This window comes from Limnohabitans sp., from assembly GCF_044361645.1.
Lineage (GTDB): Bacteria > Pseudomonadota > Gammaproteobacteria > Burkholderiales > Burkholderiaceae_C > Limnohabitans_A.
Genome location: NZ_JBIKIL010000019.1, coordinates 1 through 23,811, shown reverse-complemented (window position 1 = coordinate 23,811; position 23,811 = coordinate 1). Strand labels below are relative to the sequence as shown.

Below are 23,811 nucleotides of genomic sequence, written 5' to 3'. Positions count from 1 at the left end.
CATGTCATCGCCCGACCTGAGCGATGCCAAGGCCACGCCAGCTGCGCAAGAGCGCCTGCTGCGTGAGCGGCTGCAGCGCTCGGGTTACCTGGCCGACGCCGACCTGGCCACCACCGTGTGGCTGGCCTCGGCCTTGCAACGCCCCTTGTTGCTCGAAGGCGATGCGGGCGTGGGCAAAACCGCGCTGGCCACGGCCTTGGCCCAGTCGCACGGCGAGCATGGCGCCCCCTTGGTGCGCTTGCAGTGCTTTGAAGGCTTGGACCTGGCACAAGCCGCCTATGAGTGGAACTACGGCCGCCAGTTGATGGCGATCCGCATGAGCGAAGCCGCACCACAAACCACAGGCCGGGTGCGCGAAGCCGATGTGTTCAGCCGCGACTACCTGCTGGAGCGCCCCTTGCTGCGCGCCATCAGCCAGCCAGGCCCTTGTGTGCTTTTGATCGACGAGATCGACCGCGCCGACGAGGCCTTTGAGGCCTTCTTGCTCGAAGTGCTGGCCGAGTACCAGATCACCGTGCCCGAGATTGGCACCATTCGCGCCAGCCACATCCCGCAGGTGATTTTGACCAGCAATGGCACACGCGAACTGTCGGACGCGCTGCGCCGCCGCTGCCTGTACCACTACCTCGATTACCCGACGCTGGCGCGTGAGATCGCCATCGTCAAAGCCGCCCTGCCCGAAGCCGACACACGGCTGGTCGAAGACGCGGTGCAGTTTGTGCAGCGCCTGCGCCGCGAAGACCTGGCCAAGATTCCGGGCATCGCCGAAACCCTGGACTGGGTGCGTGCGCTGTTCCACTTGCGCCACAGCCATTTGCCCGAAGACATGTCGGCGGTGCTGGGCACCTTGGGCTGCTTGCTCAAAACCCGCGAAGACCGCTTTGTCATGGGCCACGACCGTTTGCGCCAGTTGGTCGAAGGCCGGCGCAGCGTGGGCGTGGCCGAAAACGCCAACGAGCAGGCCAAAGTGGCGGCATGACGGCACGACCCCAACCCGGTGTAGGAGCCCACCCCGTGGGCGATCGGGCGTGGCACACGCCTGCCCAACCATCGCCCACAGGATCGGTTCCTGCGTCAAAGAACGTGGTGCCATGACCCCTGACCTGGCCACACCGACCACCCCAACGCAGGCCACCGCGCCCTCTGAGCGTTTGGCGGGTTTTGCTGCACTCTTGCGTGAGCACGGCTTGACGGTGGGTGTGGCCGAGCAGCAAGCCATGATGCAAGCGGCGCTTTACTTTGGCCCCTTGCACGAACGCCCTTTGCAAGCCGCCTGGCGTGCGATCGCCTGCCACAGCCAGCGCGAATGGCAGCTCTGGTCCGATGTGTACGAGCGCTTTTGGCACCCCGAAAAACTGCGCGGCGGCGTCAAAGTCAGCGGCCAAACCCGGCCCAGCCGCAACCTGCGCCAAAGCGTGCAGGCGATGCACGACGAGATGCAGGCGGCGCAAGCACCGGCCAGCCAACCCGGCCAAAGTGCCGCGCCCCAAAGCGCGGGCGACTCGGCATCGAGCCAGTTGGACGAACAAGACGCAGGCACACCCCGTGCCCAAGGCGGCGCCAGCCGCACCGAAGCCCTGCACGCGCGCGACGGCCAGATGTGGATGCCGCAAGAGCTCAGCGCCTTGCAAAGCCTGGCGCGTCAAATCACCGCCAAGCTGCAGCCCCGCGCCACCCGGCGCTGGCGCGTGGCCCCGCGTGGCCAGCGCCTCGATTTGCGCCAGACCCTGCGCCGCAGCGTGGCTTGGGGTGGTGAGTTGCTGCAACCGGCCTGGAAAGTCAAGCGCGTGGAGCCCCCGCGTTTGTTCATCCTGGCCGATGTGAGCCGCTCGATGGAGTCGCACGCCGCATTGTTTTTGCGCGTGGCCCGCGCTTTTGCTTTGGAGGCCGATGCCCGCGTGTTTGTCTTCCACACCCGCTTGGCCGAAGTCACGCCCTACATGCAGCGCGACACCCCCGCGATTCAGGAAAAAGTCAATGCCGTGACGGCAGGCTTTGGCGGTGGCACACGCATTGCCGCCAGCTTGCAAGACTTCGCCCGCCACCATGCCCGCGCCCAGCTCAACCGGGGTGCCCGCGTGTGGGTGTTCTCGGACGGCTTTGACACCGACGGCCCCGAACTGCTGAGTGCAGCCCTGCAAGCAGTGCGCGCCCGCGGCGCGCGCATCACCTGGTTTCACCCCACACGCCAAGTGCCTGCCGCCGGTGCCTTGCAGCGCGCGCGTGCCATGATCGAACGCTTCGTGCCGCTGGCCAGTTTGGCCGATTTGGCGGCCGCCCGCCATGTGCTGCACTGACCGCACCCCGAACCGCACCCCGAACCGCACCCCGAACGAACACCCAAGGAAAGCCCCATGAACCGCAACGAATGGATCACCCAAGCGGCCCGCCTGCAAAGCGCCGACCAGCCCTTCGCGCTGGTCACGGTGCTCAGCGCCCAAGCGCCCACCTCGGGCAAGGCGGGCGACAAAGCGGTGGTGACGCCCGACGGCCAGATCTACGGCTGGATCGGCGGCGGCTGCGCCCAGCCCGCCGTGGTCAAAACCGTGCGCCGCGCTTTGCTCGATGGTTTGCCGCGCAAGATTCGCATCACGCCCTCGGACGAAAGCGCTGAGCGCGATTTGGGCGATGTGCTCGAGTTCGGCATGGCCTGCCACTCGGGCGGCACGCTGGAGTTGTTCATCGACCCGGTGATGCCCTCGACCACCTTGACGGTGGTGGGCGACTCGCCCGTGGCGCGTGCACTGGTGGGCCTGGCCCCGCGTGTGGGTTTGCGCGTGGCGGTGGTGGCGCAAGGCGCGCAGGCGGCCGATTTTCCCGATGCCGACACGGTGCTCAGCAGCGACGACGCTTCAGCAGTGAGCGCCCGTTTGGCCTCGCCCTTTGTGGTGGTGGCCACCCAAGGCCGCCGCGATGTGCAAGGCCTCAAAGCCGCCTTGGCGCTGCAGCCACAAGGCCTGTGGTTTGTGGCCAGTGCGCGCAAAGCCAGCGTGCTGCTGGGCAGCTTGGTGGCCAGTGGCGAAGACCCGGCGGCTGTGGCCCGCATCGTGGCCCCGGCGGGTGAGTTCATTGGCGCGCAAACGCCCGAAGAAATCGCCCTGTCGGTCTTGAGCTCGGTGGTGGCAGCGCGGCGCGGGCATGCGCCTGCACCTGCACGCGTGGTGCAAGCTGTGGCGGATGCTGTTGGTGTAGCTGCTGTGGCTGCTGTTCCCTCTGCTGTTCTCTCTGCTGTTCCCGCTGCTGTTCCCGCTGCTGTTCTGTCTGCAGAGACCCAAAACAGTTGCTGCGGCGGTGCCCCAAAAACAAGGGCCACGGCACAAGCCCCAACTCATGCGGTGAGCGCCGTTGCAGACCACAGCGCCCTGCCCGCCCTGGCGCCTGTTGCCGCCCATACGGCCCTGGTGCCTGCGGCCACGCCGCTGGCCGTGGCCAAAAAATCTTGCTGCGGAGGCTGAACATGGCTTGCATCTTGAAAGGCGGCGGCGGGCTTTACAGCCGTGTCATGGTGGGCGCGGTTTTGCTGGCCGCAGGTTCGGGCTCGCGCATGGGGCACCGCCCCAAAAGCCTGCTGGAGTTGGGCGGCGTGCCCTTGATTCGTCGCCAGCTGATCGCGCTGTCGGGCGCGGGTGTCGATGAGGTGGTGGTGGTGCTGGGTCACTATGCCGAACGCATCGAAGCGGCGGTGAAAGAGTTCCCCGTCACCTTGGTGCGCAACCCCGACCCGGATGCGGGTCAGATTTCTTCGCTGCGCCTGGGCTTGCAGGCCTTGTCGCCCAAACTCGACGCGGTGCTGGTGGCGCTGGCCGACCAGCCACTCATCAACTCGCAAGACATCAACGAGCTGATTGGCGCATACAAAAAACGCCCCAGCGGCACGCAAGTGGTGCAGCCCACGGTGGACGGCTTGCCGGGCAACCCGGTGATGTTCAGCACCGAGGTGCGTGAGCAAATTTTGGCGGGCGCGGCCAACGTGGGCTGCCGCCAATGGCAGTCGGCCCACCCCGAGCAAGTGCACCCCTGGGCCACGGCCAACCACCGTTACCGCGCCGATGTCGACACGCTGGACGACATCGCGGCGCTGGCCGCACGCACCGGCCACCAGCTCAAGTGGCCAGCCGATTGGCAAGTCACGGCCTGATCCGTTCAGCGCTGCATGGCCATGCTCCAGCCCGACCCGCTCCACACCTTGTGGCACACCCCGGTGGGCGTGCACCGCTTGGCGCAAGCCGAGGCCGTCAACGCGGTGTTGGTGCGGGTGTTTCAGACGATGCGCGCCACCGACCCTGCCGTGTTGGGTGAGCCCAAAGCCTTTTACGCCAGCCGCGACGACTTGCTGCAGCGCATCCGCCTGTCCGAATGGGAGCAGCTGGTGCGCTTCATCGTGGACAGCGTGCGCCAAACCGTGGTGCTGGCCAACCAGGGCGCTTGGCCCGAGGCCAAACCGGGTTTTCAGATCGCCCTGCGCGGCATCTGGTTTCAAATCTCCAGCCAGGGCAGCCACCACGATGTGCACACCCACGGCAACTGCTCTTGGTCGGGCGTGTATTGCCTGCAGGTCGATCCGAGCGAGCAGCGCTGCGCGCACCCGGTGCTGGGCGCGGCCAATGGCGTGACGCGTTTTTATGGCCCGCACTTCAACCGGCTGGGCGGTGCGGCCATGGATTTTGGCAATGCCTATTTGCAAAACGCGCACCTGGACATCGCCCCCGAGCCCGGCCAGTTGGTGGTGTTCCCATCGTGGCTGGCGCACCAGGCCATGCCCTACCACGGCACGCTTGAGCGGGTCATCGTGTCTTTCAATGTGAGCGTGCACGCGGCAGGCGGCACGGACCAAGTGCATGGCTATGCACCGGTTTGATCCCCGCCCCAGCGCATCGGCACCCCACAGCGCACTGGCCCATGCGGGCGAAGTGGCGCAATGGGTGTTGCTGCTGCTGGCTTGGATCTGGCTGGGCGAGCAAGGCATGCGCCTGGGCTGGTCGCTGGCCAGTGGCGTGTTGGCGGTGGCGCTGTGGTGGGCTGCGCGTTTGCTCTGCCGGGGCAGCGACTGGGCCTTGCACGCCCGGCCTTGGGCGCTGGCGGTGTGGGGTGGTTTGAGCGCCTTGGGCGTGTGGTTGCCCGAGGCCTTGCGCTTTGTGCAAGCCCCTGAATTGAACCTGGCCCACGTGGGCCACATTGGCCACATCGGCCTGTTGGCGGTGGCGCTGCTGTGGGGCGTGTGGAGCGGCATGGTCGAGACCCGCAGCCGCGTCAGCACCTTTGACTTGGGGCCGCTGGCTTGGCAACCGGTGCTGGCCGCAGGGCTGGTGGCTGGGCTTTGGTGGGGGACTGCGCGGACGGGCTTCGCGCCTTGGGGGGTGAGTGCTTTGTTGGCCTTTTGCGCCATTGTTTTGCATGCCCGTGACCGCGCCAATCTGAACGCACCCCTCGCTTGTCGCGGTCAGCGTGCCCATGGGTTCAGTGTGTTGGTCCCTTCGGCCATGGGCTTGATGATGGGCAGTCTTTGGCTGGGCAATACAGGGTGCGCCGGTTTGGCTTGGACCGCCCAAGAGATGGTGCTATGGCACTTGGCCATGATGGCGGTGTTGCCTGCGCTGGTGGCTTTGTGGGGCCGTTACAGGGTTTTTGCTTGGCTGTTTTCTGGCCTTTCTTTTTTCTCACCCACAGCTCAGCATCGGTTTTTGGACCGCCTCGGCTTCAGTTTGCTTTTGTTGGCCTTGGGGGCGTTGATGCTTTGGGGCCAAAGCGCTGTCAGTGGTTTGCTGGCCATGCTGCTGCCCTCTTTGGCTTGGGCCATTCACTGCAGCCAGCCGCGCAGTGTGTCTGACAGGGCCAGCCCCCCATCGCTGTGGTGGCGGCGCAGCCTGGCGCTGCTTTCAGGGCCGGGTTTGCTGGTCTGGGTGGGTGCGGCCAGCGCTGTGCAGGGTCCGCTGGCCATGCAAACGGCCATGGGCTTGATTGGCTTGGTGGCGGCAGCGCAAGTGCTTGTGTTGTGGACTCGCCAGCCGCTTGCCAGCGCGACTGTGTTTGCGCCCTGAGTGCCGCTTTTTTTTGCAAAATTCAACAGTTTTAGCCTTCCAACGGAGTCAGCCCCATGAACAGCATTGACATTGATGTGATCCGCACCGCCCTCGACTGGCAAAACCGGGGCCACCGCGTGGTCATGGGCACGGTGGTGCGCACCTGGGGTTCGGCGCCGCGTCCGCCGGGCTCGCTCATGGTCATCCGGGGCGACGGGCAGGTGGCCGGATCGGTCTCGGGCGGCTGCATCGAAGACGACTTGATCCGCCGCGTGGCCGCAGGCGAGTTGGCCCTGCGCCTGCCCGAGACCACCACCTATGGCCAAACGGCCGAAGAGGTGCGCCGCTTTGGCCTGCCCTGCGGCGGCTCGGTGCAGGTGGTGCTGGAGCCTTTGAGCCCTCAGTCGCAGTTGCGCGAATTGCTGGTGCAGATCGAGCAACACCAGCGTGTGCAGCGGCGTTTGGACATGGCCACGGGCCTGGTGCGCATGGGCAAGGCCGAGGGCGACACATTGCAGTTTGACGGGCAAAGCCTGACCACGGTGCACGGCCCGCGTTTGCGTTTGCTCATCATCGGTGGCGGGCAGCTCTCGCGCTATTTGGCCAGCATGGCCGTGATGCTGGACTACCAGGTCACAGTGTGCGAGCCACGCGCTGAGTACCACGAGGGCTGGGAGGTGATGGCGGGCGTGAACGTGTCGACCGAGATGCCCGACGACTTGGTGCTGGCCATGCGACTGGACCACAACAGCGCGGTGGTGGCGGTGACGCACGACCCCAAGCTGGACGACTTGGCCCTGATGGAGGCGCTGCGCACGCCGGCGTTTTATGTGGGCGCTTTGGGCTCGAAACACAACAACGCGCAGCGCCGCCAGCGCTTGCTGGGCTTTGATGTGAGCGAGGCCGAGGTGCGCCAATTGCACGGCCCGGTGGGCCTGAACATTGGCGCTTTGACGCCCCCCGAAATCGCCATGAGCATCGTGGCCGAGATGACCGCCATGCGCCGGGGCACAGACCTGAGCCAAGCGCTCAGCAGTTGGGACAACTCCAAGACGGTGTGCGGCTTGAGCGTGTGAGCAGGGATTGACATTGTTTTGCGCCGAGCGTGACAGGCCATCTGCGTTTGTCGTTTTAGCGCGCTGCCCTTGTCGGCGGCCGAGGGCAAAAACCTCAGCACCGTGGAAGGCCTGATGAAGACCGCCACAGGCCAAGCGCTGCAAGCCGCTTGGGTCAAAGCCCAAGCGCCGCAATGGGGCCAAGCCCAGCTGCCCAAAGGGCATGCCCTGGGCCTGGCGTTTTCGGACGCGTGGAACACTCACTGCGGCATGGTGGTGCAAGCGTCCATCGAGCAAGGCCGACCCAAGGTGCACAAGGTCTGGTCGGCGGTGGACTGCGGTCACGCCTTGCAGCCGCAAAACATCCAAGCGCAAATCGAGGGTTCGGTGATCTTTGGCTTGTCGGCGGCCCTGCACGAGCGCATGGACTTCAAGGCCGGTGAACCGCAACACGTCAACCTCAACACCTACCGAGTGTTGCGTGCCAACGAGACCCCCGAAGTGTTTGTCAAGCTCATGCCCACCGACAACCACCCCGGCGGCATTGGCGAAGTGGGCCTGCCCCCCTTGGCCCCGGAGATGGCCAACGCGATCGCCACTTTAAGCGGCAAGCGCTTGCGTGCGCTGCCACTGCCACTGCCGATGCTGTGATGCTTGGTTTGGGGTGCGTCCTACAGGTAAGGCCGCAGCCAAGACAAACCGCGTGAAGTACCGCCCGCTGAAGGATCGGCCGGGTTGTACTCGCAGCCAATCCAGCCGTCCCAGCCGCTTTCGGCGCTGACGCGGTCAATCGTCTGAAAGATGTGTGGCCAGTTCACCTCGCCTGTGCCGGGCTCGTGGCGGTGCGGCACTTCGGCGATCTGAAAATGGCCCACACCGCCCGTGGGCAAGTACTGAGCGATCTTGGTGCTCAAATCCCCCTCCACGATTTGGCAGTGGAACAGGTCCATCTGCACCTTCAGGTTGGGTGCGCCCACCGCCTGCACGGTGCGGTGGGCGTGGTCTTGGCGGTTCAGGTGAAAGCCCGGCACGCTGCGGGTGTTGATCGGCTCGATCAACACATCCCGCCCAGCCTTGGCCGCTTCGGCAGCGGCCCATTGCAGGTTGCTGACGAGGGTGGCATCTGCGATGTCAGCACGCGCACCTTCAGCGCGCAAACCCACCATGGCGTGGATGCGCGGGCAGTTCAGGGCTTGTGCATACAGCAAGGCTTGCGCAAAACCGGTGCGGAACTCGGATTCGCGTCCGGGCACACTGGCCGTGCCACGACTGCCTGTTTCCCAAGCCTTGGCAAAGCTGTCGGTGTCGGTGCCACCAGAGGGCGTGTTGAACAGCACTTGCTGCAAGCCGTTGGCCTTCAAGCGGGCGGCCAGCTCTTGCGCAGGGAAAGCGTAAGGAAACAAATACTCCACGGCCTTGAAGCCGTCTTTCGCGGCCGCTTCAAAGCGGTCCAGAAACGGCAAGTCGGGGTACATCATGGAAAGGTTGGCGGCAAAACGGGGCATGGGTTTTCTTTCTTTCAATGTTGAAGCTCATGGACGTGACGCAGAGATTGCCGCGCTTCGCTCGCAATGACAAATCCACCGTCATCGCGAGGAACCAAGCGATCCATGGGAACCAAGCGATCCATGGCCGATGCATCACGCCCAATGACAAATCCACCGTCATCGCGAGGAACGAAGCGATCCATGGCGGTCACGCCACGACCAATGACAAATCCACCGTCATCGCAAGGAACGAAGCGATCCATGCCCGATGCGTCGCTCGCAATGACAAATGCACCGCCATCGCGAGGAACCAAGCGATCCATGGCGGTCACGCCACGCCCAATGACAAATGCACCGCCATCGCGAGGAACCAAGCGATCCATGGCGGTCACGCCACGCCCAATGACGAATGCACCGCCATCGCAAGGAACCAAGCGATCCATGCCCGATGCGCCACGACCAATGACAAATCCACCGTCATCGCGAGGAACGAAGCGATCCATGGCGGTCACGCCACGACCAATGACAAATCCACCGTCATCGCGAGGAACGAAGCGATCCATGGCTGAGCTCACCACTTGGCGCTGAAAGTCTGGCGCAGTTCGTCCAGCGCAGCAGCAGGCAGCGGGGGGGTGTTCGGGGCCAGCAGCACCAAGCGGGCGGTCTCTTCGAGCTCTTCAAGCGTGGCCATGGCCGCAGCAGCTGTGTCGTGCCAGACCTTGGGGCCCAGGCGCGTGAGCATCACGGCGCGTATGGGCGTGCCGCGTTCGGCATAGTGGGCAATCAAACTGGCCACATCAGCGGCCGCATCCGGGCTGCCGGGGCGGTGGTAGGCGACGATGGGCACATGGCCAACTTTCATCACAAAGTAAGGCGTGATGGGGGCCAACAATTCAGGGCCGACGGCGTTCAGGCTGAGCGCCACGCAGTGCGTGCTGTGGGTGTGGATCACGCAGCGGGTACCGGCATCGTGCACGCATGCAGCCGCATAAATCTGGCGGTGCAAGGCGATGGTTTTGCTGGCCTTGTCACCACTGATTTGCTGGCCTTGCAGGTCGAGCTTGGCCAAACGCGACGGGTCCAAAAACCCCAAGCAGGCGTCGGTGGGGGTGATCAAAAACCCGTCGTCCAGGCGCACGCTGATGTTGCCTGCCGTGGCGTGCACATAGCCGCGCTTAAAGAGGCTGCGGCCCACACGACAGATGTCTTCGCGAGCTTGGGTTTCGGTGATGCTCATGCCAACACCGCAAAGGCTTTGCTGAAAAAATCTTCGGTGCCGAAGTTGCCGGATTTGAGCGCGATGTTCACGCCCGCAATTTCGGCAGGCGCATGGCACCAGGGCACACCGGGGTCGATCTGCGGGCCAATTTGCAGCTGCGCAATGCCCAGCGCCTGCACGCAAGCGCCTGAGGTTTCACCGCCCGCCACCACCAACTGACGCACACCCAAACCGACCAAACCACGCGCCACAGCGGCCAGTGCGTGTTCGACCAAAGCGCCGGCTTCGGCCACGCCCAGCTGCGCTTGCACGGCTTTGACGGCCTCGGGCTCGGCGGTCGAGTACAGCAGCACCGGGCCGTCTTTCAAAAGCGGCGCGGCCCAGGCCAGCACCTGCTGCACCACGGCCTCGCTTTGGCCGTGCATCAAGCTGGCGGGAGCGATGGCCATGGCGGGTCGGCCACTGGCGATGAAATGCGCGACCTGCGCGTTGGTGGCCAGCGAGCAACTGCCCGACACCACCGCCTGCAGGCCCGCTGCCGCAGGCAACTGGCTGGCTTGCACAGAAGGCTGCAGGCCAAAGTTGGCGGGCAGGCCAATGGCCACGCCAGAACCTGCAGTGAGCAGCGGCATGCCTTTCAAAGCCGGGCCCAGCAACAACAAGTCGGCGTTGCTGGTCGCGTCCACCACGGCCACGCCCACGCCTTCGGCGCGCAGCGCGGCGATGCGTTCGCGGATGGCCGCTTCGCCTTGCCCCACGGTTTTGTAGTCGATCAGGCCCACTTGGCGCTGGGTTTGCGCTTGCATGACGCGCACCAAATTGGCGTCTATCATGGGCGTGAGCGGGTGGTTTTGCATGCCGCTTTCATTCAGCAACACGTTGCCCGCAAACAAATAGCCCTTGAACACGGTGCGGCCGTTGTCTGGAAAGGCCGGGGTCGCAATGGTGAAGTCGCATCCCAGCGCCTCCATCAGCGCCTCGGTCACCGGGCCGATGTTGCCGCCTGGCGTGCTGTCAAAGGTCGAGCAGTATTTGAAATAAATCTGTTGCGCCCCTTGCGCCTGCAGCCACTTCAAGGCTTCCAGCGATTGCGCAACCGCCTCGGCGGCGGGGATGGTGCGCGACTTGAGCGCCACCACCACCGCGTCCACGTCGGCCGCCAGCGGTGCTGCAGGCACGCCAATGGTTTGCACCACCCGCATGCCTGAGCGCACCAGGTTGTTGGCAAGATCCGTGGCGCCGGTGAAGTCGTCGGCGATACAACCCAACTTCAAGCCGAGTTTCAAAGCGCTCATGCTTTGCCCTTGGGCAACTCGATGCCCGGGAAAATCTTGATCACCGCGCTGTCGTCTTCTTTGGCAAAGCCTGCGGTGCTGGCCTGCATGAACATCTGGTGCGCGGTGCTGGACAGCGGCAGCGGAAATTTGCTGGCCCGCGCCATGTCCAGCACCAGCCCCAAGTCCTTCACAAAAATGTCCACGGCCGAGAGCGGCGTGTAGTCGGCCGCCAGCACATGGGCCATGCGGTTTTCAAACATCCAGCTGTTGCCCGCGCTGTTCGTGATCACCTCGTACAAGGCCGCAGCGTCCACGCCCTCGCGCAGGCCAAGGGCCATGGCTTCGGCCGCCGCGGCAATGTGCACGCCGGCCAACAACTGGTTGATGATCTTGACTTTGCTGCCCGCGCCCGCGCTGTCGCCCAGCTTGTAGACCTTGGCGGCCATGGCGTTCAAAAACGGCTCGGCCACGGCATAGGCCTCGGGCTTGGCGGCGGTCATCATGGTCATCTGGCCACTGGCCGCTTTGGCCGCGCCACCCGAGATGGGCGCGTCCACATAGCGCAGGCCCATGGCTTCGAGGCGCGCCTCCAAAGCCACTGACCAGTTCGGGTCCACGGTGGAACACATCACGAACACGCTGCCGGGCTTCATGCTGGCCGCACACCCCGGGGTGCTGCCATCGCCAAACAACACGGCTTCGGTTTGCGCGGCATTGACCACCACCGACACGACCACGTCGCATGCCGCACCCAAAGAGGCCAGGCTGTCGTGGGCAATGCCGCCCGCGTTGGTGAAGGCGTCAGCCACCTCGCGGCGCACATCAAACACCTGCACGCTGTGCCCGGCACGGCGCAGCGAAGCGGCCATGCCCGAGCCCATGGCCCCCAAACCGATCAAACCGACTGTTGTCATGTCATTTTTCCGGAGTTCATCATTCAAACCAATCGTTGCAAAAAAGCGGCAGTTAATCCAGCGTGATTTTGGCGAAAGCCGCCACTTTTTTCCATTGCTCGGTGTCGGCCTTCATGAAGCTGGCCAAGCCTTGGGCATTGGCCCAGGCAGGCTCGGCACCGGCTTTGAGCATGGCGGCTTTCACTTCGGGCTGGCTCGCCACGCGTTCCAGCGCTTGTTCCAGCTTTTGTTGCACGGGAGCAGGCAGACCCGCAGGCGCGGCCACACCAAACCAAGCAAACACCTGATAACCCTTCATGCCCGCTTCTTCCATGGTGGGCACATTGGGCAAGGCGCTGCTGCGCTGGGGCGTGGTCACGGCCAGGGCCTTGAGCTTGCCGCCGTTGATCAGGCCCAGCGCCGAGGGCAGGTTGTCAAACATCATGTGCACCTCGCCCGCCATCAAGCCCGTCAGGCCCGCTGCTGCGCCCCGGTAGGGTATGTGCGTGACGAATGCACCCGATTGGCTCTTGTACAACTCGGCGCTCAGGTGCAGCGAGGTGCCTTGTCCGTTGGACGCGTAATTGAGTTGACCCGGCTTGGACTTGGCCAGCGCGGTGAGTTGGGCCAAGGTGTTGATACCCGAAGTCGGGTTGACCATCAGCACATTGGGAACCCGGCCCAGCAAGGCCACTGGGGCGATTTGCTCGGGCCTGTAGACCAACTTGCTGTAAAGCGCTGGGCTGATGGTCAGCGGGGGCGAAGCCATCAAGAGTGTGTAGCCATCAGCCGCCGCTCGCGCAGCCTCGGCCGCGCCTAGGTTGCCGCCGGCACCCGGTTTGTTGTCGATGATAATCGACTGGCCCAACTCTTGCCCCAGTTTCGGCGCGATCATGCGCGCCATGTTGTCGATCAGGCCACCAGGCGGGAAGGGCACAACCAACTTGATGGGGCGTGCGGGCCAAGCTTGCGCCAGCGCTGAAGAAGCCAGAAAAGGCATGGTCATGGCCAAAGCGGTCGCCGCGGCGATCCAATTTCTGCGTTGCATGGGGTGTCTCCTGTTGCAAATTGATCAGGTCATCATACAAATTTTAAGCAAGACCTGCATCGGGGTGAACACTGACAAGCGGCACCTGTGAGCCTGGGCGTGCTGGCCGTGTGGATGCCCCTCAGGTCACCGCCCCTTTGACAAGCTGGAGCGCATGCCTTGTGACAGCTGGGCGAAAAGACCCATTGAGCTCAGGCAGCAGGCCACAAGTGACCGCCGTGCCTGGACATTCACGCTCAGCTCAGCACCACCCTGACCCTAAGCCCAGCGGCCCCAATCATGCTGACCACACGACGCAGCCTGCTCCTGGCCTTTTTGCTGCTTTTGCAAGCCTGCGCCAGCCTGCCCCCCGAAACTTACGTCCCCAAGCTGGGCCAAATGGGCATTGAGTACAACAAAGACCTGGCAGGCTTGGCCCAGCGCAACGCGCAGCGGGCCGGGGTGGCCGAGCGCGTGCGCATCGTGCATGGCGACATCTTCAAAGAAGACTTCTCCAAGGCCAGCGTGGTCACCCAAACCGGCCATTTGTGGACCGTTCCCGCCATGCTCGCTGGGCAGTAGGCGCTCCAAGGCTTGGAGCGCCGCGGCCCTGCAAAACGGCAGCGCAGGCCGCAGCACCAAGGCGTGGGTGGCAGCTTGGCTTGGGGCACGCAGGTGCAGCCCTTGCTGGGCGCGCGCAGCGAGGGTGCCCAATTGCCTTTCAGCTTCGTCAACGCCGACGGCCTGTTGCAAGCCGTTCAACTGCAAGCACAAGGCCAGACACAAGGCCAGACTTTGACCGGTGAACTGACCGGGCCTTAGGGCATGGTCGAGGTGCTGCCGGCCGTGCTGAAGGGGTGGGCTGAAGGGGTGGGCTGAAGGTGTGGGCGATTGCAGTGATGACATCACCCGCCATGGGCAACGCCCCAGACTTTTTCATCTTCGAGGGTGACATTGGCGTTGCATAGGCAGGGGGTATTTAGAGGTACCATCACGCCGGATTGTTTTTTAGAACTTCGGCAAGGACAGCACGCCATGGACACGACTCGAAAAGTATTCATCACCGGGGGCACCAGCGGCATTGGCGCTGCGATTGCTCGGGCCTTTGCAGCCACGGGGGCCAGCGTCACCGCCACCGGTGCGACCCAGGCCGAGGTCGAGGCGGCGCAATCCTTGGCAGCCAACCGTTTGGTGGCGTTTCATGTGCTGGATGTGCGGCAAAACGCCCATGTGCAAAATTACCTGGGCGAATTTGCCGACTTTGATGTGCTGGTCAACTGCGCGGGCATCATCCAGCGCAACATCGAGCATGACCCCGAGGTGTTTGCGCAAACTGTGGACATCAACCTGAACGGCACCATGCGCACCTGCGCCGCTGCCCGCGAGGGCCTGAAGGCACGCCAAGGCTGCATCGTCAACACCGCATCGATGCTGAGTTTTTTTGGAGGCGGGCTGACGCCGGGCTACAGCGCCAGCAAAGGTGGCGTGGCGCAGTTGACCAAGTCGCTGGCCATTGCCTATGCGGTCGACGGGATTCGGGTGAACGCGGTGGCCCCGGGCTGGATCGCCACCCCTTTGACCCAAGCCTTGCAAGACGACCCCACACGCAGCGCACAGATTATGGGTCGCACCCCTTTGGGCCGCTGGGGCCGACCCGAGGACGTGGCCGACCCGGTGCTGTTTTTGGCCAGCACAGCGGCACGCTTCATCACGGGAGTGGTGCTGCCCGTGGACGGGGGTTACCTGATTCAGTGAGCTCAGAACGCAAGGGCCGCGCCTTGGGCACCTTGCCAAACGCTCAGGGCTGTGGCCCCCAAGGCGCGGACAGCAGAGCTTGTTGTTTTGCTCGCGCATCAGCGGGCGAATTTTGGCGGCAAAGGCCATGAACTCAGGGTCGGCAAACACCCCGGCCCAAAAGGCGCGGCGGTCGGCGTCGTCGTCGAATTTCCAGACATGGATCAGCTCGTTCATCGCACCCACGTCGCCAGTGAAATAGCCCACCAGCTTTTGCGGGTGCTTGGCCAAGACGGGCCATCCCTCGTTTTTGTAGTGCGAGGTGACTTCGGACATTTTTCCGACGATCACAGAATAGGTGCGCAATTCGTAAATGGCCATGGGGTCTCCAGTGTGTTGATTTTCAAACCCTTTCACTTTAGCGGCACTTTGAAGCACCCCTGTCCACCCGGCGACCCCGCTGGCCTGGCAGCACACCACGGCACCCAAAAACCTGTGCAGCCCCTGTCCACTCCAGGTCAGGCCGCCACGTGTGCCCGGTCGGCTTTGCGTCATCCCGGGCGAAGAACCGAAATCCAGACTTCACCGCCAGCCCTGCCCTTCGCAAAAAACAGCCCTCAGCACCGGCCCCAGGCGAAAGACCGGGATGCTAAAAAAAGCTAACCAATCCGTGATGACAAACACCATGGCCTTGACTGGCCCTTTGACACACCACAAGACATGCGCCCTGCACCAAGACATCAGCGGCGTCTGTCACGGTGTTGATGGCAGCGCCCTGTGTTTCAAGCCACAATCGGCCCAGACTTTTACCGACTTTTTTGACTGGAACCCCCCATGACCTACCCCAACACCCAACTTTTCATCAACGGCCAGTGGTGCGATGCGCAAGATGGCCGCAGCTTGGCCGTGTTCAACCCCGCCAACGGCAGCGAAATCGGCCGCCTGGCCCATGCGGGCATTCCCGATTTGGAGCGGGCCGCGCAGGCTGCGCACAAGGGCTTTGAAATTTGGCGCGACACGCCCGCCAACGAGCGCAGCGCTGTTTTGCGCAAAGCCGCCGCGCTGATGCGCGAGCGCGCCCCTTTGATTGCCGAGCTGCTGACGCTAGAGCAAGGCAAGCCCCTGGCCGAAGCCAAGGTCGAGGTCATGTCGGCGGCCGACATCATCGAGTGGTTTGCCGAGGAAGGCCGCCGCGTGCATGGCCGCATCGTGCCGCCGCGCAATGTGCATGTGCAGCAGCAGGTGCTGAAACTGCCCGTTGGCCCTGTGGCCGCCTTCACGCCCTGGAACTTCCCCATCAACCAGGCGGTGCGCAAGATGTCGGCGGCCTTGGCCACGGGTTGCTCGATCATCGTCAAAGCCCCGGAGGAAACCCCGGCCGCCCCGGCCGAGTTGATCCGTGCTTTTCACGATGCGGGCGTGCCCGCGGGCGTGATCGGTTTGGTCTACGGCACACCGGCCGAGATCTCGAACTACCTGATCGCCCACCCGCTGATCCGCAAGATCACCTTCACCGGCTCCACCCCCGTGGGCAAGCAACTGGCGGCCTTGGCGGGCCAGCACATGAAGCGGGTCACCATGGAGCTGGGCGGCCATGCCCCGGTCATCTTGGCCGAGGACGCCGACATTGGCCTGGCCTTGAAGACCGCTGGGGCGGCCAAGTTCCGCAACGCGGGCCAGGTCTGCATCTCGCCCACCCGCTTTTTGGTGCACCACGCCATCGCCGAGGAATTTGCGCAGCGTTATGCCGCACAAGCACAAGCCCTGCAAGTGGGCGACGGCCTGGCCGCAAGCACCCAAATGGGGCCTTTGGCCAACGAGCGGCGCCTGCTGGCCATGCAGGCCATCGTGCAAGACGCCCGTGCCAAAGGTGCCAAGCTGCTCACCGGCGGTGAGCGCATCGGCACCCAGGGCCACTTTTTTGCGCCCACCGTGCTGTCGCATGTGCCGTTGAACGCCGACGTGGTGAACCACGAGCCCTTTGGCCCGATCGCCGCGATCCGCAGTTTCGAGAAGATCGAAGACGCCATTGCCGAGGCCAACAGCTTGCCGTTTGGCCTGGCGGGCTATGCCTTCACCAACTCGATGAAAACCATGCACCTGTTAAATCAGCGCCTGGACGTGGGCATGCTCTGGGTCAACCAACCGGCCGCGCCCTGGCCTGAGCTGCCCTTTGGCGGCATGAAAGATTCGGGCTACGGCTCCGAGGGCGGCCCTGAGGCCTTAGACGCTTACCTGAACACCAAGACGGTGTCGATCTTCCACGCTTAAAACCGCAAGACCAAGGTTCACAGCCTGAGGCTTTGAAAGTACACATGCTCCAACCCATGCGCATCTTGTTGACGGGTTTTGAACCATTTGGCGGGCAAAGCCTCAACCCCTCTTGGGAAGTGGCGCGTGCCCTGCACGGCGTGTGGGTGGCGGGGGCGCAGGTCACGGCCTTGCAGTTGCCCTGCGTGTTTGCCCAAGCGCTAGCCACATTGCAGCAAGCTTTGGCAGACGTGCCTGACATCGTGTTGGCACTGGGCCAGGCCGAGGGGCGTTGCGACTTTTCGGTGGAGCGTGTGGCCATCAATGTGCTGGACGCCCGCATACCCGACAACGCCGGTCAGCAGCCCATCGATATCCCCGTCAGCGCAGGGGGGCCTGCCGCTTACTTCAGCACTTTGCCCATCAAATCGCTGGTGTTGGGTTTGAAGGCCGCGGGCTTTCCGGCCTCGGTGTCGCCAAGCGCAGGCAGCTTTGTTTGCAACCAAGTGTTTTATGCCCTGCAGCACACGCTGGCGGGACGGGGCGTGCACAGCGGCTTTGTGCACCTGCCGCTGTTGCCCGAACAAGCCGCCCAATGGCCAGGCCCCGCACTGCCGAGTTGGCCTGTTGGCCTTCAGATTGCGGGTGTGCAGCAAGCCTTGGCCTTGTTGGTGGCGCATCGGCAGCAGGGGCTGGGCGATGTGGCTTGGGGCGACGGTGCGCTGAACTGAGCGCCCCTGCATTGACCCGCTGCGGATAGCGCCAGACCCACTCGGCCCGACCATATTGCGCTCAAAAAACAAGCCTCCTTTCTTGCTTTTCTTTTCAGTCCGAACTGCTCTTGCCACCACCGCCTGCGCGTGTCATCCCGAACGACGACCCGCAACTCCGTGTGCAGCGCTGCGCTTTTCACACGTCCACTGCCAGCGCCGGATGACCGCTGGCCCCTGACCCAGGCCAAGCAAGCTGTCGATACATCGCCCGCAAGGACCACCCCTTTGGGCACGCCAACGCACAGACTTGGACAGGCCTCTTTGCCGATGATGAGGTCCATACAAAACGACGGGAGCTTCTATGAACAGCCACACCATGCAGCGCGCCGTGGTCGCCAGCCTCCTCAGCATCACAGCTGCGGCTTGGGCTCAGACTTCGGCGGGCTTGGGGCGGGCCGATTACATGGACAACTGCGCCAGTTGCCACGGCATATCGGCCAAGGGCGATGGGCCAGTGGGTTCTTTTTTGGTCAAGCCGCCCGCCGATCTGACGCAAATAGCGCATCGCTATGGGGGCCCATTTCCGCAGGCTTTGCTCAAAGAGGTGATCGATGGCCGTTGGTCAGGAGACAGAGGGCCGCACGGGTCCCGTGACATGCCCGTGTGGGGCCAAGTGTTCAAGGAGCGGGCCATGACCCAAGCAGGCGATTCGAGCACCACTGCTGAATGGTCGGCAAGTCAGCGCGTCGCGTCTTTGGTGATGTACCTCAAGACACTCCAGCAGCCTTGAACGCCGGGTCCATGCGCTGACGTGCGCGGGCGGCCACGCCCGTGTCGGCAAAAGCCCAGACCAGCGAGGCGCCCATGCCTTGCAAGGCGGTGCGCACCGCGGCCTGTTCCAGTGCGCAGCTGCGCTGGCGCTGCAGCATGTCCAGGGCCCAATCGGGCAGCATCTGAAACGCGGCCCGCACGATCAGGCTGACCAAGGGCCGGTCTAGGGGCGCACATGGGTAGTGCTCGATCAGCTCAATCGTCTCTCGCGTGCGTTCGTCAACCCGCAATTGAGGTCGGTAATGCTGCAGTTGCATCAGGGCCTGGTGGTGTGTCAGAGGCAGGCCGTGTGCGCCCAGGCGCTCGCCCATTTGCGCCATCTCGGCAAAGTACAGGTCTTGCCTGTCTGCGCGCAAAGGCTGCAGCGACAGGTCTTGGTAGGCGCGCAAAAAGCTGGTGGTCTCGCCCAAGTGCACCCAGCGGATCAGCTCAGGGTCGTTGGCCTCATAGGGCGTGCCATCGGGCAAGTGGCCCCGAATCTGCGCGTGGATGCGGTTGACCCGCTCAATGGTCTGCAAGGCAGCGGCCGTGCCGCCGTAGGTGGTGGTCGCCACAAACAAAGCGGTGCGTCCCAATCGTGCCTGCAATTGGCTGCGAAAACTGGAGTGGTCCCACACCGCAGCCAAAGCCCGTGGGTGCAAGGCCTGCAACATCAACGAAGACAAGCCCCCGGTCATCATGGCCACAAAGTGGGCGTGCACCTGCCAGGCGGCAGAGTCGGGTCCGAACAGGCCGGGGTCGCCTGCGGGCTGCAAAAAATCCTGCGCATGGCCGCTGGCCCCGGTCATGGCCCGCACACGCTGCGCCAGCTGCGCTTTGAGCTGCCCTTCTAACTGCGTTTGCAGCTGGGTGAGCAAGGGAAATTGGAAATATATTGGTCTGACCATGGCCTGCAAGTTTGAAAAAAACTCCAGTGTGGTTCAGCGCCCAGCGCCTTGCACAGGCCAGCGCAATGACCTTGAAAGCGCCACCCCATCTGGTCAAAAGACCCAACAAAGTCGGCCCCCATGGCAAGGACCTGCCAAATGCCTGCTGGCTCCGGCATTGGGGCCTGTGCGCTTTCACACCGGGTCAAGCAACCGCTCAGGGCCGACTGGGCTCGATCCGTTTCAAATCAAAGCCTCGGTCGTGCAGCTTGCCCAGCAAGTCTTGGTAGGTGGTTGCAGGCATCTGCGGCGTGCGCGACAAGATCCACAAATACGCTCGATCAGGCTCGCTCACCACCACCCACTGGTAGTCTGGGTCCAAATCGATGATCCAGTAGTCGCCCCAAACCACAGGGATGAAGGACAGCCACTCGGGGGCAAAGCGCACTTTGAGCCGGGGTGAGTTTGGCCCGCCGATTTGGCGTGCCGCACCCAGCGCTTCGCTCCACTCGCCCTTGTCGGTTTTGCAGCGGTTGCGCACTTGCACCCGGCCGTCGGCTTGCAGCGTGTAGGTGGCCTGGGTGCTGCTGACACATTTGTTTTGAAACCAGTTGGGGTATTTGGCGATCTCGTACCAAGTGCCCATGTAACGTGGCACATCGACCGAAGGGACGGTTTGCAAAGGCACGGGTTCGGCCAGCGCCGGACCCGTGCTGGCACAAACGCTCAATGCCAAGGCCAACAGTCCTGCGGCCATCTTGAGCGCAGTGGCTTGACTGGCCCATTGGCTGGGCGCGTTCATCGGATGGGGTGTGGGGTTCATGGGCATGTCCAGTTCAGGGCAGCCAAGTGAGGCTGCGTGGTGGCGACAAGCTTGCCACAACGAGTGCATCGGGTCTGTCCGTTACACCACGATCGGGTTCAGTGCCCCATCCATGCTCATGCAAATGCCGGTGATGTAGCTGGCTTGGATGGATGCCAAGAACAGCACCGCATTGGCGATTTCTTCGGGTTCGGCCATGCGGCCCAGCGGGATCTTGGCCACCGCTTGCGCCATGACTTCGTCGGGGCTCAGGCCTTGGCTTCGGGCGTCTGCGGCAAAGCCCTCGTGCAAGCGCTCGGTCAAGGTCAGGCCGGGGTTGACGGCGTTCACGCGTATGCCTTGCGCGCCATAAGCTGCGGCAAAGCCCGCGCTCACCAACATCAGCGCCGCATTGGCAGCGCCACCGGGCAAATGGATGGTGCTGGCCACCTTGCCGCCATTGCCCACCACATTGACCACCGCGCCCTGCCCGCGTGCGCCCATGCGCTGGATGCACGGCGTGAGCATGTGGATGGTGGTGAAGTACTTGGCCTGCATGGCGTCGGCAAAGGCCTCGGGCGTGAGTTCGGGCGCAGGTGTGCGCTTGGCCGCCCCCGCCGAATTGACCAGCACATCCACCGGGCCGAACGCGGCTTCGGCCGAATCCAGGGCCGCCAGCGCCGCCGAGGCATCGCGCAAATTGGCCGCCACGGTGTGGATGCGCGCGCCCGGGTCAGCGGCCAGCAACTGCTGCTGCGCCCGCGCCAGGTTGGCGCTGTCACGCGAGACCAGGCTCACCCGGCCACCCTCGGCCAAAAAGCCTTTTGCACAGGCCAGGCCAATGCCTTTGCTGGCGCCGGTGATGAGGATGTGTTTGTCGCTCAAATGCAGGTCCATGGGGGTCCTTTGTGGTGTGTGGTGAATCAACAAAACTGCAGGCTCACTCGCCGCTCTTGGCCTGTCGCCAGCTCAGCGCCTGAGCCCTTTGACCAAGGCTTGCGCCAGCCGTTCGCCCTCTTGCAGCCAAAAGGCCGGGTCGGCGCTTTGGATGCGACAGATCGCATTGCCCATGTGCGCTGCAGCGGCTTGCCGGGCTTGTTCGGGCATGCCCGCTTGCACCGCCAGCAAGATGGCCTGGTGCTCGGCCCGCACTTGTTCAACAAAGTCGCCGCGCCGTGCCTCATTGGCGCGGGTGACCCGGGTCGCGCCGTGCATGAACTGGCTCAAATAGTCGAGTGTTTGGATCAAAAAAGGGTTGCGCGCGGCCCTGGCAATGGCACTGTGAAACTTCACATCCTCGGCCACGCCATCGCCACCCGCCTGCACGGCTCGGTCCAAAGCCTGAACGGCATGCGCCATGGCGCGCAAATCGCTGGCACGGCGTCGCTCGGCGGCCAACGCGGCCACCTCAGCCTCCAGAGCGCGGCGCAGCTCAACCATCTGCACCACCGCCTCTTGCGATGCCGCAAGCCGGGCCTCAAATTGGAGTGGCGCAAACGGCAATTGGGCACTCACAAACACCCCGCTGCCTTGACGCGACTCCAGCAGACCTAAGGACTTGAGCCGCGAAACCGCCTCGCGCACCACGGTACGGCTGACCTGAAACTGCTCCACCAAGCGCGCCTCGGTGGGCAGTTTGTCGCCGGGGGCCAGTCGCCCTTGCTTGATCTCGGCGCTCAGTTGCTCCGCCACCTGGTCGGACAAACGCGCACCGCTGAACACTGGCGTGAAATGCTGATTCATAGACTTGTCATACAAAAAACAGACCCGAGCATACCGGGCCGTGCTGCGGGCTGCTGTCAAAGAGATGTCGTTCAGGCCTTGGGCCTTGGGAATTGGTGTTCAAGCCAGGACGCGGAACGCTTAACCCCAAACGCCGAACGCCGAACGCCTAAAATTACGTTTAGTAAAATCGATTTATCAATGGTAAATTACCACCCGGGCATCGCAAGCTGCTTTTTCAAACCTTTTGGAGTTCGTGATATGGGTGCTTATGTCAACCCGACTTACCCCTACAAGTCGCCGGCCGACCTGATGGCCACACCGCCGCAGCGCAAACCGCTGGTCGTCATTGGTGCAGGGCCCGTGGGCCTGGCCGCTGCGATTGACGCCCGCTTGCAAGGCCTGCCCGTGCTGGTGCTGGACGACGACAAAACCGTCTCGGTCGGCTCGCGGGCGGTGTGCTACGCCAAGCGTTCGCTTGAAATTTTGGACCGACTGGGTATCGCTGATCAAGCCTGCCAATTGGGCGTGAGCTGGAACGTGGGCCGCACTTTTTTGGAGCAAGACGAGGTTTACCAATTCAACCTGGTACCCGACGCGGGCCACAAACGCCCCGGCATGATCAACCTGCAGCAATACCACATCGAGGAAATGCTGATTGCCCGTGCGCTGGAGCTGGGCGCGGACATCCGCTGGCAGCACAAGGTCAGCGCGGTCACACCGCATGACGCGCACGCTGCGCTGACGGTCGAAACGCCCGACGGCAGCTTCGACATCGAAGCCGACTGGCTGGTGGTGGCCGATGGCGCGCGCAGCCCCGTTCGCCGCCATCTGGGCCTGGACATCGAGGGCCGCGTGTTCCAGGACCGCTTTTTGATTGCTGATGTGATCATGAAAGCCGACTATCCCGCAGAGCGCTGGTTCTGGTTTGACCCGCCCTTTCACCCCAACCAAAGCGTGTTGCTGCACAAACAAAGCAACAACGTCTGGCGCATCGACTTTCAGCTCGGCTGGGACGCCGACCCCGAAGAAGAAAAGAAGCCCGAAAAAGTCATCCCGCGACTGCAGGCCATGTTGGGCGACGAACGGCCGTTTGAGCTCGAGTGGGTCAGCGTCTACACCTTTCAATGCCGCCGCATGACCGACTTTCGCCACGGCCGCGTGCTGTTCGCAGGCGACGCGGCGCACCAGGTCTCGCCCTTTGGCGCACGCGGGGCCAACTCGGGCTTTCAAGATGCCGACGATCTGATGTGGAAATTGGGCCTGGTCATCCAAGGCCATGCCAGCGAACAATTGCTCGACACTTACGCGATGGACCGCCAGTTTGCCGCCGACGAAAACATCATGAACTCCACGCGTTCGACCGACTTCATCACACCCAAGAGCCGTACCAGCAAATGCTTTCGCAACCAAGTGCTGGCGCTGGCCAAACACCACCCGTTTGCGCGCAAGCTGGTCAATTCTGGCCGCTTGTCGGTGCCGTCTTTCCTCACCGGCTCGGTGCTCAACACGCCCGATGCCGACGCGTTTGTGGGCAATATGGTGCCCGGCGCACCCATGGACGACGCGCCTGTGCAGGTGGCTGGTCAAGACGCCTGGCTGCTCGACCAGGTCGGCAAAGGTTTTGCGGCCTTGCACTTTGTTGATGCCATGCCCGATACCCAAACGCTGGCCAAGCTGCAAGCCCTGAAACTCGGCGCGGTGCCAGTGCACAGCTTGATCGTGTGTCGCCAAGCCCTGCAAGTGCCCGGCCTCCAAGTGCTGGCGGACACGCAAGGCTGGATGGCCAAGCGCTACGATGCCCAGCCTGGCACCACCTATTTGCTGCGCCCCGACCAGCATGTGCTGGCGCGCTGGCGCAACCTGGACAGCGCCCAACTGCAAGCGGCCATGGCCCGCGCCTTGGGGCAAGCGG

General features: G+C 63.6%; 25 protein-coding genes and 1 pseudogene. 15 read left to right on the top strand and 11 right to left on the bottom strand.

All coding sequences use genetic code 11. The features are described from left to right. The first annotated feature begins 1 nt into the window (after position 1). The 8 genes from ACIQ39_RS04905 (at position 2) to ACIQ39_RS04870 (ending at position 7,726) form a co-directional block, all read left to right on the top strand. Positions 2-979: an AAA family ATPase gene (locus ACIQ39_RS04905; RefSeq protein ID WP_396433487.1), complete on the top strand. Its 978-nt coding sequence runs from the start codon at positions 2-4 to the stop codon at positions 977-979. 112 nt (positions 980-1,091) lie between these two features. Further along, entirely contained in the window at positions 1,092-2,297 is a 1,206-nt protein-coding gene (locus tag ACIQ39_RS04900) for a VWA domain-containing protein (protein ID WP_396433486.1), read from the top strand. A 57-nt stretch (positions 2,298-2,354) separates the two neighbouring features. Then, a complete protein-coding gene (locus ACIQ39_RS04895) occupies positions 2,355-3,455 on the top strand; it encodes an XdhC family protein (protein ID WP_396433485.1) in 1,101 nt (366 codons plus the stop codon). Between the two features lie 2 nt (positions 3,456-3,457). Further along, the gene (locus tag ACIQ39_RS04890) at positions 3,458-4,138 is read left to right on the top strand and encodes an NTP transferase domain-containing protein (protein ID WP_396433484.1); all 681 of its coding nucleotides are present in this window, start codon (positions 3,458-3,460) and stop codon (positions 4,136-4,138) included. 15 nt (positions 4,139-4,153) lie between these two features. Next, the gene (locus tag ACIQ39_RS04885) at positions 4,154-4,858 is read left to right on the top strand and encodes a TIGR02466 family protein (protein ID WP_396433483.1); all 705 of its coding nucleotides are present in this window, start codon (positions 4,154-4,156) and stop codon (positions 4,856-4,858) included. Then, positions 4,839-6,038 carry a hypothetical protein gene (locus tag ACIQ39_RS04880; RefSeq protein ID WP_396433482.1) on the top strand — a complete coding sequence of 400 codons (1,200 nt, stop codon included), beginning with the start codon at positions 4,839-4,841 and terminating at the stop codon, positions 6,036-6,038. Before ACIQ39_RS04885 ends, ACIQ39_RS04880 begins: the two co-directional genes overlap by 20 nt. A gap of 56 nt (positions 6,039-6,094) precedes the next feature. Then, positions 6,095-7,096 (top strand): XdhC family protein, encoded by a 1,002-nt coding sequence (locus ACIQ39_RS04875; protein ID WP_396433481.1) that lies wholly within the window; start codon positions 6,095-6,097, stop codon positions 7,094-7,096. Between the two features lie 114 nt (positions 7,097-7,210). Further along, entirely contained in the window at positions 7,211-7,726 is a 516-nt protein-coding gene (locus ACIQ39_RS04870) for a molybdopterin cofactor-binding domain-containing protein (protein WP_396433480.1), read from the top strand. A 20-nt stretch (positions 7,727-7,746) separates the two neighbouring features. On the opposite strand, the gene otnI is transcribed toward ACIQ39_RS04870, so the two are convergent. The 6 genes from otnI to ACIQ39_RS04840 are packed head-to-tail and all read right to left on the bottom strand — an operon-like array spanning position 7,747 to position 12,999. Further along, complete coding sequence (otnI, locus tag ACIQ39_RS04865) at positions 7,747-8,580, bottom strand: 2-oxo-tetronate isomerase (protein ID WP_396433479.1); 834 nt, start codon at positions 8,578-8,580, stop codon at positions 7,747-7,749. A 14-nt stretch (positions 8,581-8,594) separates the two neighbouring features. Beyond that, positions 8,595-9,125 (bottom strand): hypothetical protein, encoded by a 531-nt coding sequence (locus tag ACIQ39_RS04860; RefSeq protein WP_396433478.1) that lies wholly within the window; start codon positions 9,123-9,125, stop codon positions 8,595-8,597. A gap of 8 nt (positions 9,126-9,133) precedes the next feature. After that, a complete protein-coding gene (locus tag ACIQ39_RS04855) occupies positions 9,134-9,793 on the bottom strand; it encodes an aldolase (protein WP_396433504.1) in 660 nt (219 codons plus the stop codon). A 2-nt stretch (positions 9,794-9,795) separates the two neighbouring features. After that, positions 9,796-11,076: a 3-oxo-tetronate kinase gene (gene otnK, locus ACIQ39_RS04850; RefSeq protein WP_396433477.1), complete on the bottom strand. Its 1,281-nt coding sequence runs from the start codon at positions 11,074-11,076 to the stop codon at positions 9,796-9,798. Beyond that, positions 11,073-11,972: an L-threonate dehydrogenase gene (ltnD, locus tag ACIQ39_RS04845; RefSeq protein WP_396433476.1), complete on the bottom strand. Its 900-nt coding sequence runs from the start codon at positions 11,970-11,972 to the stop codon at positions 11,073-11,075. Before ltnD ends, otnK begins: the two co-directional genes overlap by 4 nt. A gap of 52 nt (positions 11,973-12,024) precedes the next feature. Continuing rightward, positions 12,025-12,999 (bottom strand): Bug family tripartite tricarboxylate transporter substrate binding protein, encoded by a 975-nt coding sequence (locus tag ACIQ39_RS04840; RefSeq protein ID WP_396433475.1) that lies wholly within the window; start codon positions 12,997-12,999, stop codon positions 12,025-12,027. Between the two features lie 279 nt (positions 13,000-13,278). Between ACIQ39_RS04840 and ACIQ39_RS04835 the strand changes: the two genes are divergently transcribed. The 3 genes from ACIQ39_RS04835 to ACIQ39_RS04825 all read left to right on the top strand — a co-directional run bounded on the left by ACIQ39_RS04835 (position 13,279) and on the right by ACIQ39_RS04825 (position 14,733). Next, complete coding sequence (locus ACIQ39_RS04835) at positions 13,279-13,560, top strand: hypothetical protein (protein ID WP_396433474.1); 282 nt, start codon at positions 13,279-13,281, stop codon at positions 13,558-13,560. Between the two features lie 12 nt (positions 13,561-13,572). Beyond that, positions 13,573-13,800, top strand: coding sequence for a hypothetical protein (locus tag ACIQ39_RS04830; protein ID WP_396433473.1), 228 nt, complete (start codon positions 13,573-13,575; stop codon positions 13,798-13,800). A gap of 213 nt (positions 13,801-14,013) precedes the next feature. Beyond that, the gene (locus ACIQ39_RS04825) at positions 14,014-14,733 is read left to right on the top strand and encodes an SDR family NAD(P)-dependent oxidoreductase (RefSeq protein ID WP_396433472.1); all 720 of its coding nucleotides are present in this window, start codon (positions 14,014-14,016) and stop codon (positions 14,731-14,733) included. A 126-nt stretch (positions 14,734-14,859) separates the two neighbouring features. Here the strand turns inward: ACIQ39_RS04825 and ACIQ39_RS04820 are convergent. Then, a pseudogene (locus tag ACIQ39_RS04820) lies at positions 14,860-15,048 on the bottom strand (NIPSNAP family protein); the annotation flags it as partial. Positions 15,049-15,546: 498 nt separating this feature from the next. On the opposite strand from ACIQ39_RS04820, the gene ACIQ39_RS04815 reads away from it, so the two are divergent. The 3 genes from ACIQ39_RS04815 (at position 15,547) to ACIQ39_RS04805 (ending at position 18,465) form a co-directional block, all read left to right on the top strand. Next, positions 15,547-16,983: an NAD-dependent succinate-semialdehyde dehydrogenase gene (locus ACIQ39_RS04815; RefSeq protein WP_396433471.1), complete on the top strand. Its 1,437-nt coding sequence runs from the start codon at positions 15,547-15,549 to the stop codon at positions 16,981-16,983. Positions 16,984-17,027: 44 nt separating this feature from the next. Next, positions 17,028-17,693 (top strand): pyroglutamyl-peptidase I, encoded by a 666-nt coding sequence (pcp, locus tag ACIQ39_RS04810; protein WP_396433470.1) that lies wholly within the window; start codon positions 17,028-17,030, stop codon positions 17,691-17,693. A 343-nt stretch (positions 17,694-18,036) separates the two neighbouring features. Continuing rightward, the gene (locus ACIQ39_RS04805) at positions 18,037-18,465 is read left to right on the top strand and encodes a c-type cytochrome (protein WP_396433469.1); all 429 of its coding nucleotides are present in this window, start codon (positions 18,037-18,039) and stop codon (positions 18,463-18,465) included. Here ACIQ39_RS04805 and ACIQ39_RS04800 read toward each other — a convergent pair. From ACIQ39_RS04800 to ACIQ39_RS04785, 4 genes are all read right to left on the bottom strand, one after another. Then, a complete protein-coding gene (locus ACIQ39_RS04800) occupies positions 18,443-19,393 on the bottom strand; it encodes an oxygenase MpaB family protein (protein WP_396433468.1) in 951 nt (316 codons plus the stop codon). The genes ACIQ39_RS04805 and ACIQ39_RS04800 overlap by 23 nt on opposite strands. Before the next feature lie 196 nt (positions 19,394-19,589). Next, entirely contained in the window at positions 19,590-20,129 is a 540-nt protein-coding gene (locus ACIQ39_RS04795) for a lipocalin family protein (protein WP_396433503.1), read from the bottom strand. Between the two features lie 147 nt (positions 20,130-20,276). Then, positions 20,277-21,071 (bottom strand): SDR family oxidoreductase, encoded by a 795-nt coding sequence (locus ACIQ39_RS04790; protein WP_396433467.1) that lies wholly within the window; start codon positions 21,069-21,071, stop codon positions 20,277-20,279. A 72-nt stretch (positions 21,072-21,143) separates the two neighbouring features. Then, positions 21,144-21,917: a FadR/GntR family transcriptional regulator gene (locus ACIQ39_RS04785; RefSeq protein WP_396433466.1), complete on the bottom strand. Its 774-nt coding sequence runs from the start codon at positions 21,915-21,917 to the stop codon at positions 21,144-21,146. A gap of 240 nt (positions 21,918-22,157) precedes the next feature. Between ACIQ39_RS04785 and ACIQ39_RS04780 the strand changes: the two genes are divergently transcribed. After that, a partial coding sequence (locus ACIQ39_RS04780; RefSeq protein ID WP_396433465.1) for an FAD-dependent oxidoreductase occupies positions 22,158-23,811 on the top strand: 1,654 nt, incomplete at its 3' end.

What these genes read in the sequence shown, in the direction of transcription:
- ACIQ39_RS04905 (WP_396433487.1), top strand. Translation starts at nt 2, where the DNA reads ATGTCATCGCCCGACCTGAGCGATGCCAAGGCCACGCCAGCTGCGCAA.
- ACIQ39_RS04900 (WP_396433486.1), top strand. Translation starts at nt 1,092, where the DNA reads ATGACCCCTGACCTGGCCACACCGACCACCCCAACGCAGGCCACCGCG.
- ACIQ39_RS04895 (WP_396433485.1), top strand. Translation starts at nt 2,355, where the DNA reads ATGAACCGCAACGAATGGATCACCCAAGCGGCCCGCCTGCAAAGCGCC.
- ACIQ39_RS04890 (WP_396433484.1), top strand. Translation starts at nt 3,458, where the DNA reads ATGGCTTGCATCTTGAAAGGCGGCGGCGGGCTTTACAGCCGTGTCATG.
- ACIQ39_RS04885 (WP_396433483.1), top strand. Translation starts at nt 4,154, where the DNA reads ATGGCCATGCTCCAGCCCGACCCGCTCCACACCTTGTGGCACACCCCG.
- ACIQ39_RS04880 (WP_396433482.1), top strand. Translation starts at nt 4,839, where the DNA reads ATGGCTATGCACCGGTTTGATCCCCGCCCCAGCGCATCGGCACCCCAC.
- ACIQ39_RS04875 (WP_396433481.1), top strand. Translation starts at nt 6,095, where the DNA reads ATGAACAGCATTGACATTGATGTGATCCGCACCGCCCTCGACTGGCAA.
- ACIQ39_RS04870 (WP_396433480.1), top strand. Translation starts at nt 7,211, where the DNA reads ATGAAGACCGCCACAGGCCAAGCGCTGCAAGCCGCTTGGGTCAAAGCC.
- otnI (WP_396433479.1), bottom strand. Translation starts at nt 8,580, where the DNA reads ATGCCCCGTTTTGCCGCCAACCTTTCCATGATGTACCCCGACTTGCCG.
- ACIQ39_RS04860 (WP_396433478.1), bottom strand. Translation starts at nt 9,125, where the DNA reads ATGGATCGCTTCGTTCCTCGCGATGACGGTGGATTTGTCATTGGTCGT.
- otnK (WP_396433477.1), bottom strand. Translation starts at nt 11,076, where the DNA reads ATGAGCGCTTTGAAACTCGGCTTGAAGTTGGGTTGTATCGCCGACGAC.
- ltnD (WP_396433476.1), bottom strand. Translation starts at nt 11,972, where the DNA reads ATGACAACAGTCGGTTTGATCGGTTTGGGGGCCATGGGCTCGGGCATG.
- ACIQ39_RS04840 (WP_396433475.1), bottom strand. Translation starts at nt 12,999, where the DNA reads ATGCAACGCAGAAATTGGATCGCCGCGGCGACCGCTTTGGCCATGACC.
- ACIQ39_RS04835 (WP_396433474.1), top strand. Translation starts at nt 13,279, where the DNA reads ATGCTGACCACACGACGCAGCCTGCTCCTGGCCTTTTTGCTGCTTTTG.
- ACIQ39_RS04825 (WP_396433472.1), top strand. Translation starts at nt 14,014, where the DNA reads ATGGACACGACTCGAAAAGTATTCATCACCGGGGGCACCAGCGGCATT.
- ACIQ39_RS04815 (WP_396433471.1), top strand. Translation starts at nt 15,547, where the DNA reads ATGACCTACCCCAACACCCAACTTTTCATCAACGGCCAGTGGTGCGAT.
- pcp (WP_396433470.1), top strand. Translation starts at nt 17,028, where the DNA reads ATGCTCCAACCCATGCGCATCTTGTTGACGGGTTTTGAACCATTTGGC.
- ACIQ39_RS04805 (WP_396433469.1), top strand. Translation starts at nt 18,037, where the DNA reads ATGAACAGCCACACCATGCAGCGCGCCGTGGTCGCCAGCCTCCTCAGC.
- ACIQ39_RS04800 (WP_396433468.1), bottom strand. Translation starts at nt 19,393, where the DNA reads ATGGTCAGACCAATATATTTCCAATTTCCCTTGCTCACCCAGCTGCAA.
- ACIQ39_RS04795 (WP_396433503.1), bottom strand. Translation starts at nt 20,129, where the DNA reads ATGGCCGCAGGACTGTTGGCCTTGGCATTGAGCGTTTGTGCCAGCACG.
- ACIQ39_RS04790 (WP_396433467.1), bottom strand. Translation starts at nt 21,071, where the DNA reads ATGGACCTGCATTTGAGCGACAAACACATCCTCATCACCGGCGCCAGC.
- ACIQ39_RS04785 (WP_396433466.1), bottom strand. Translation starts at nt 21,917, where the DNA reads ATGAATCAGCATTTCACGCCAGTGTTCAGCGGTGCGCGTTTGTCCGAC.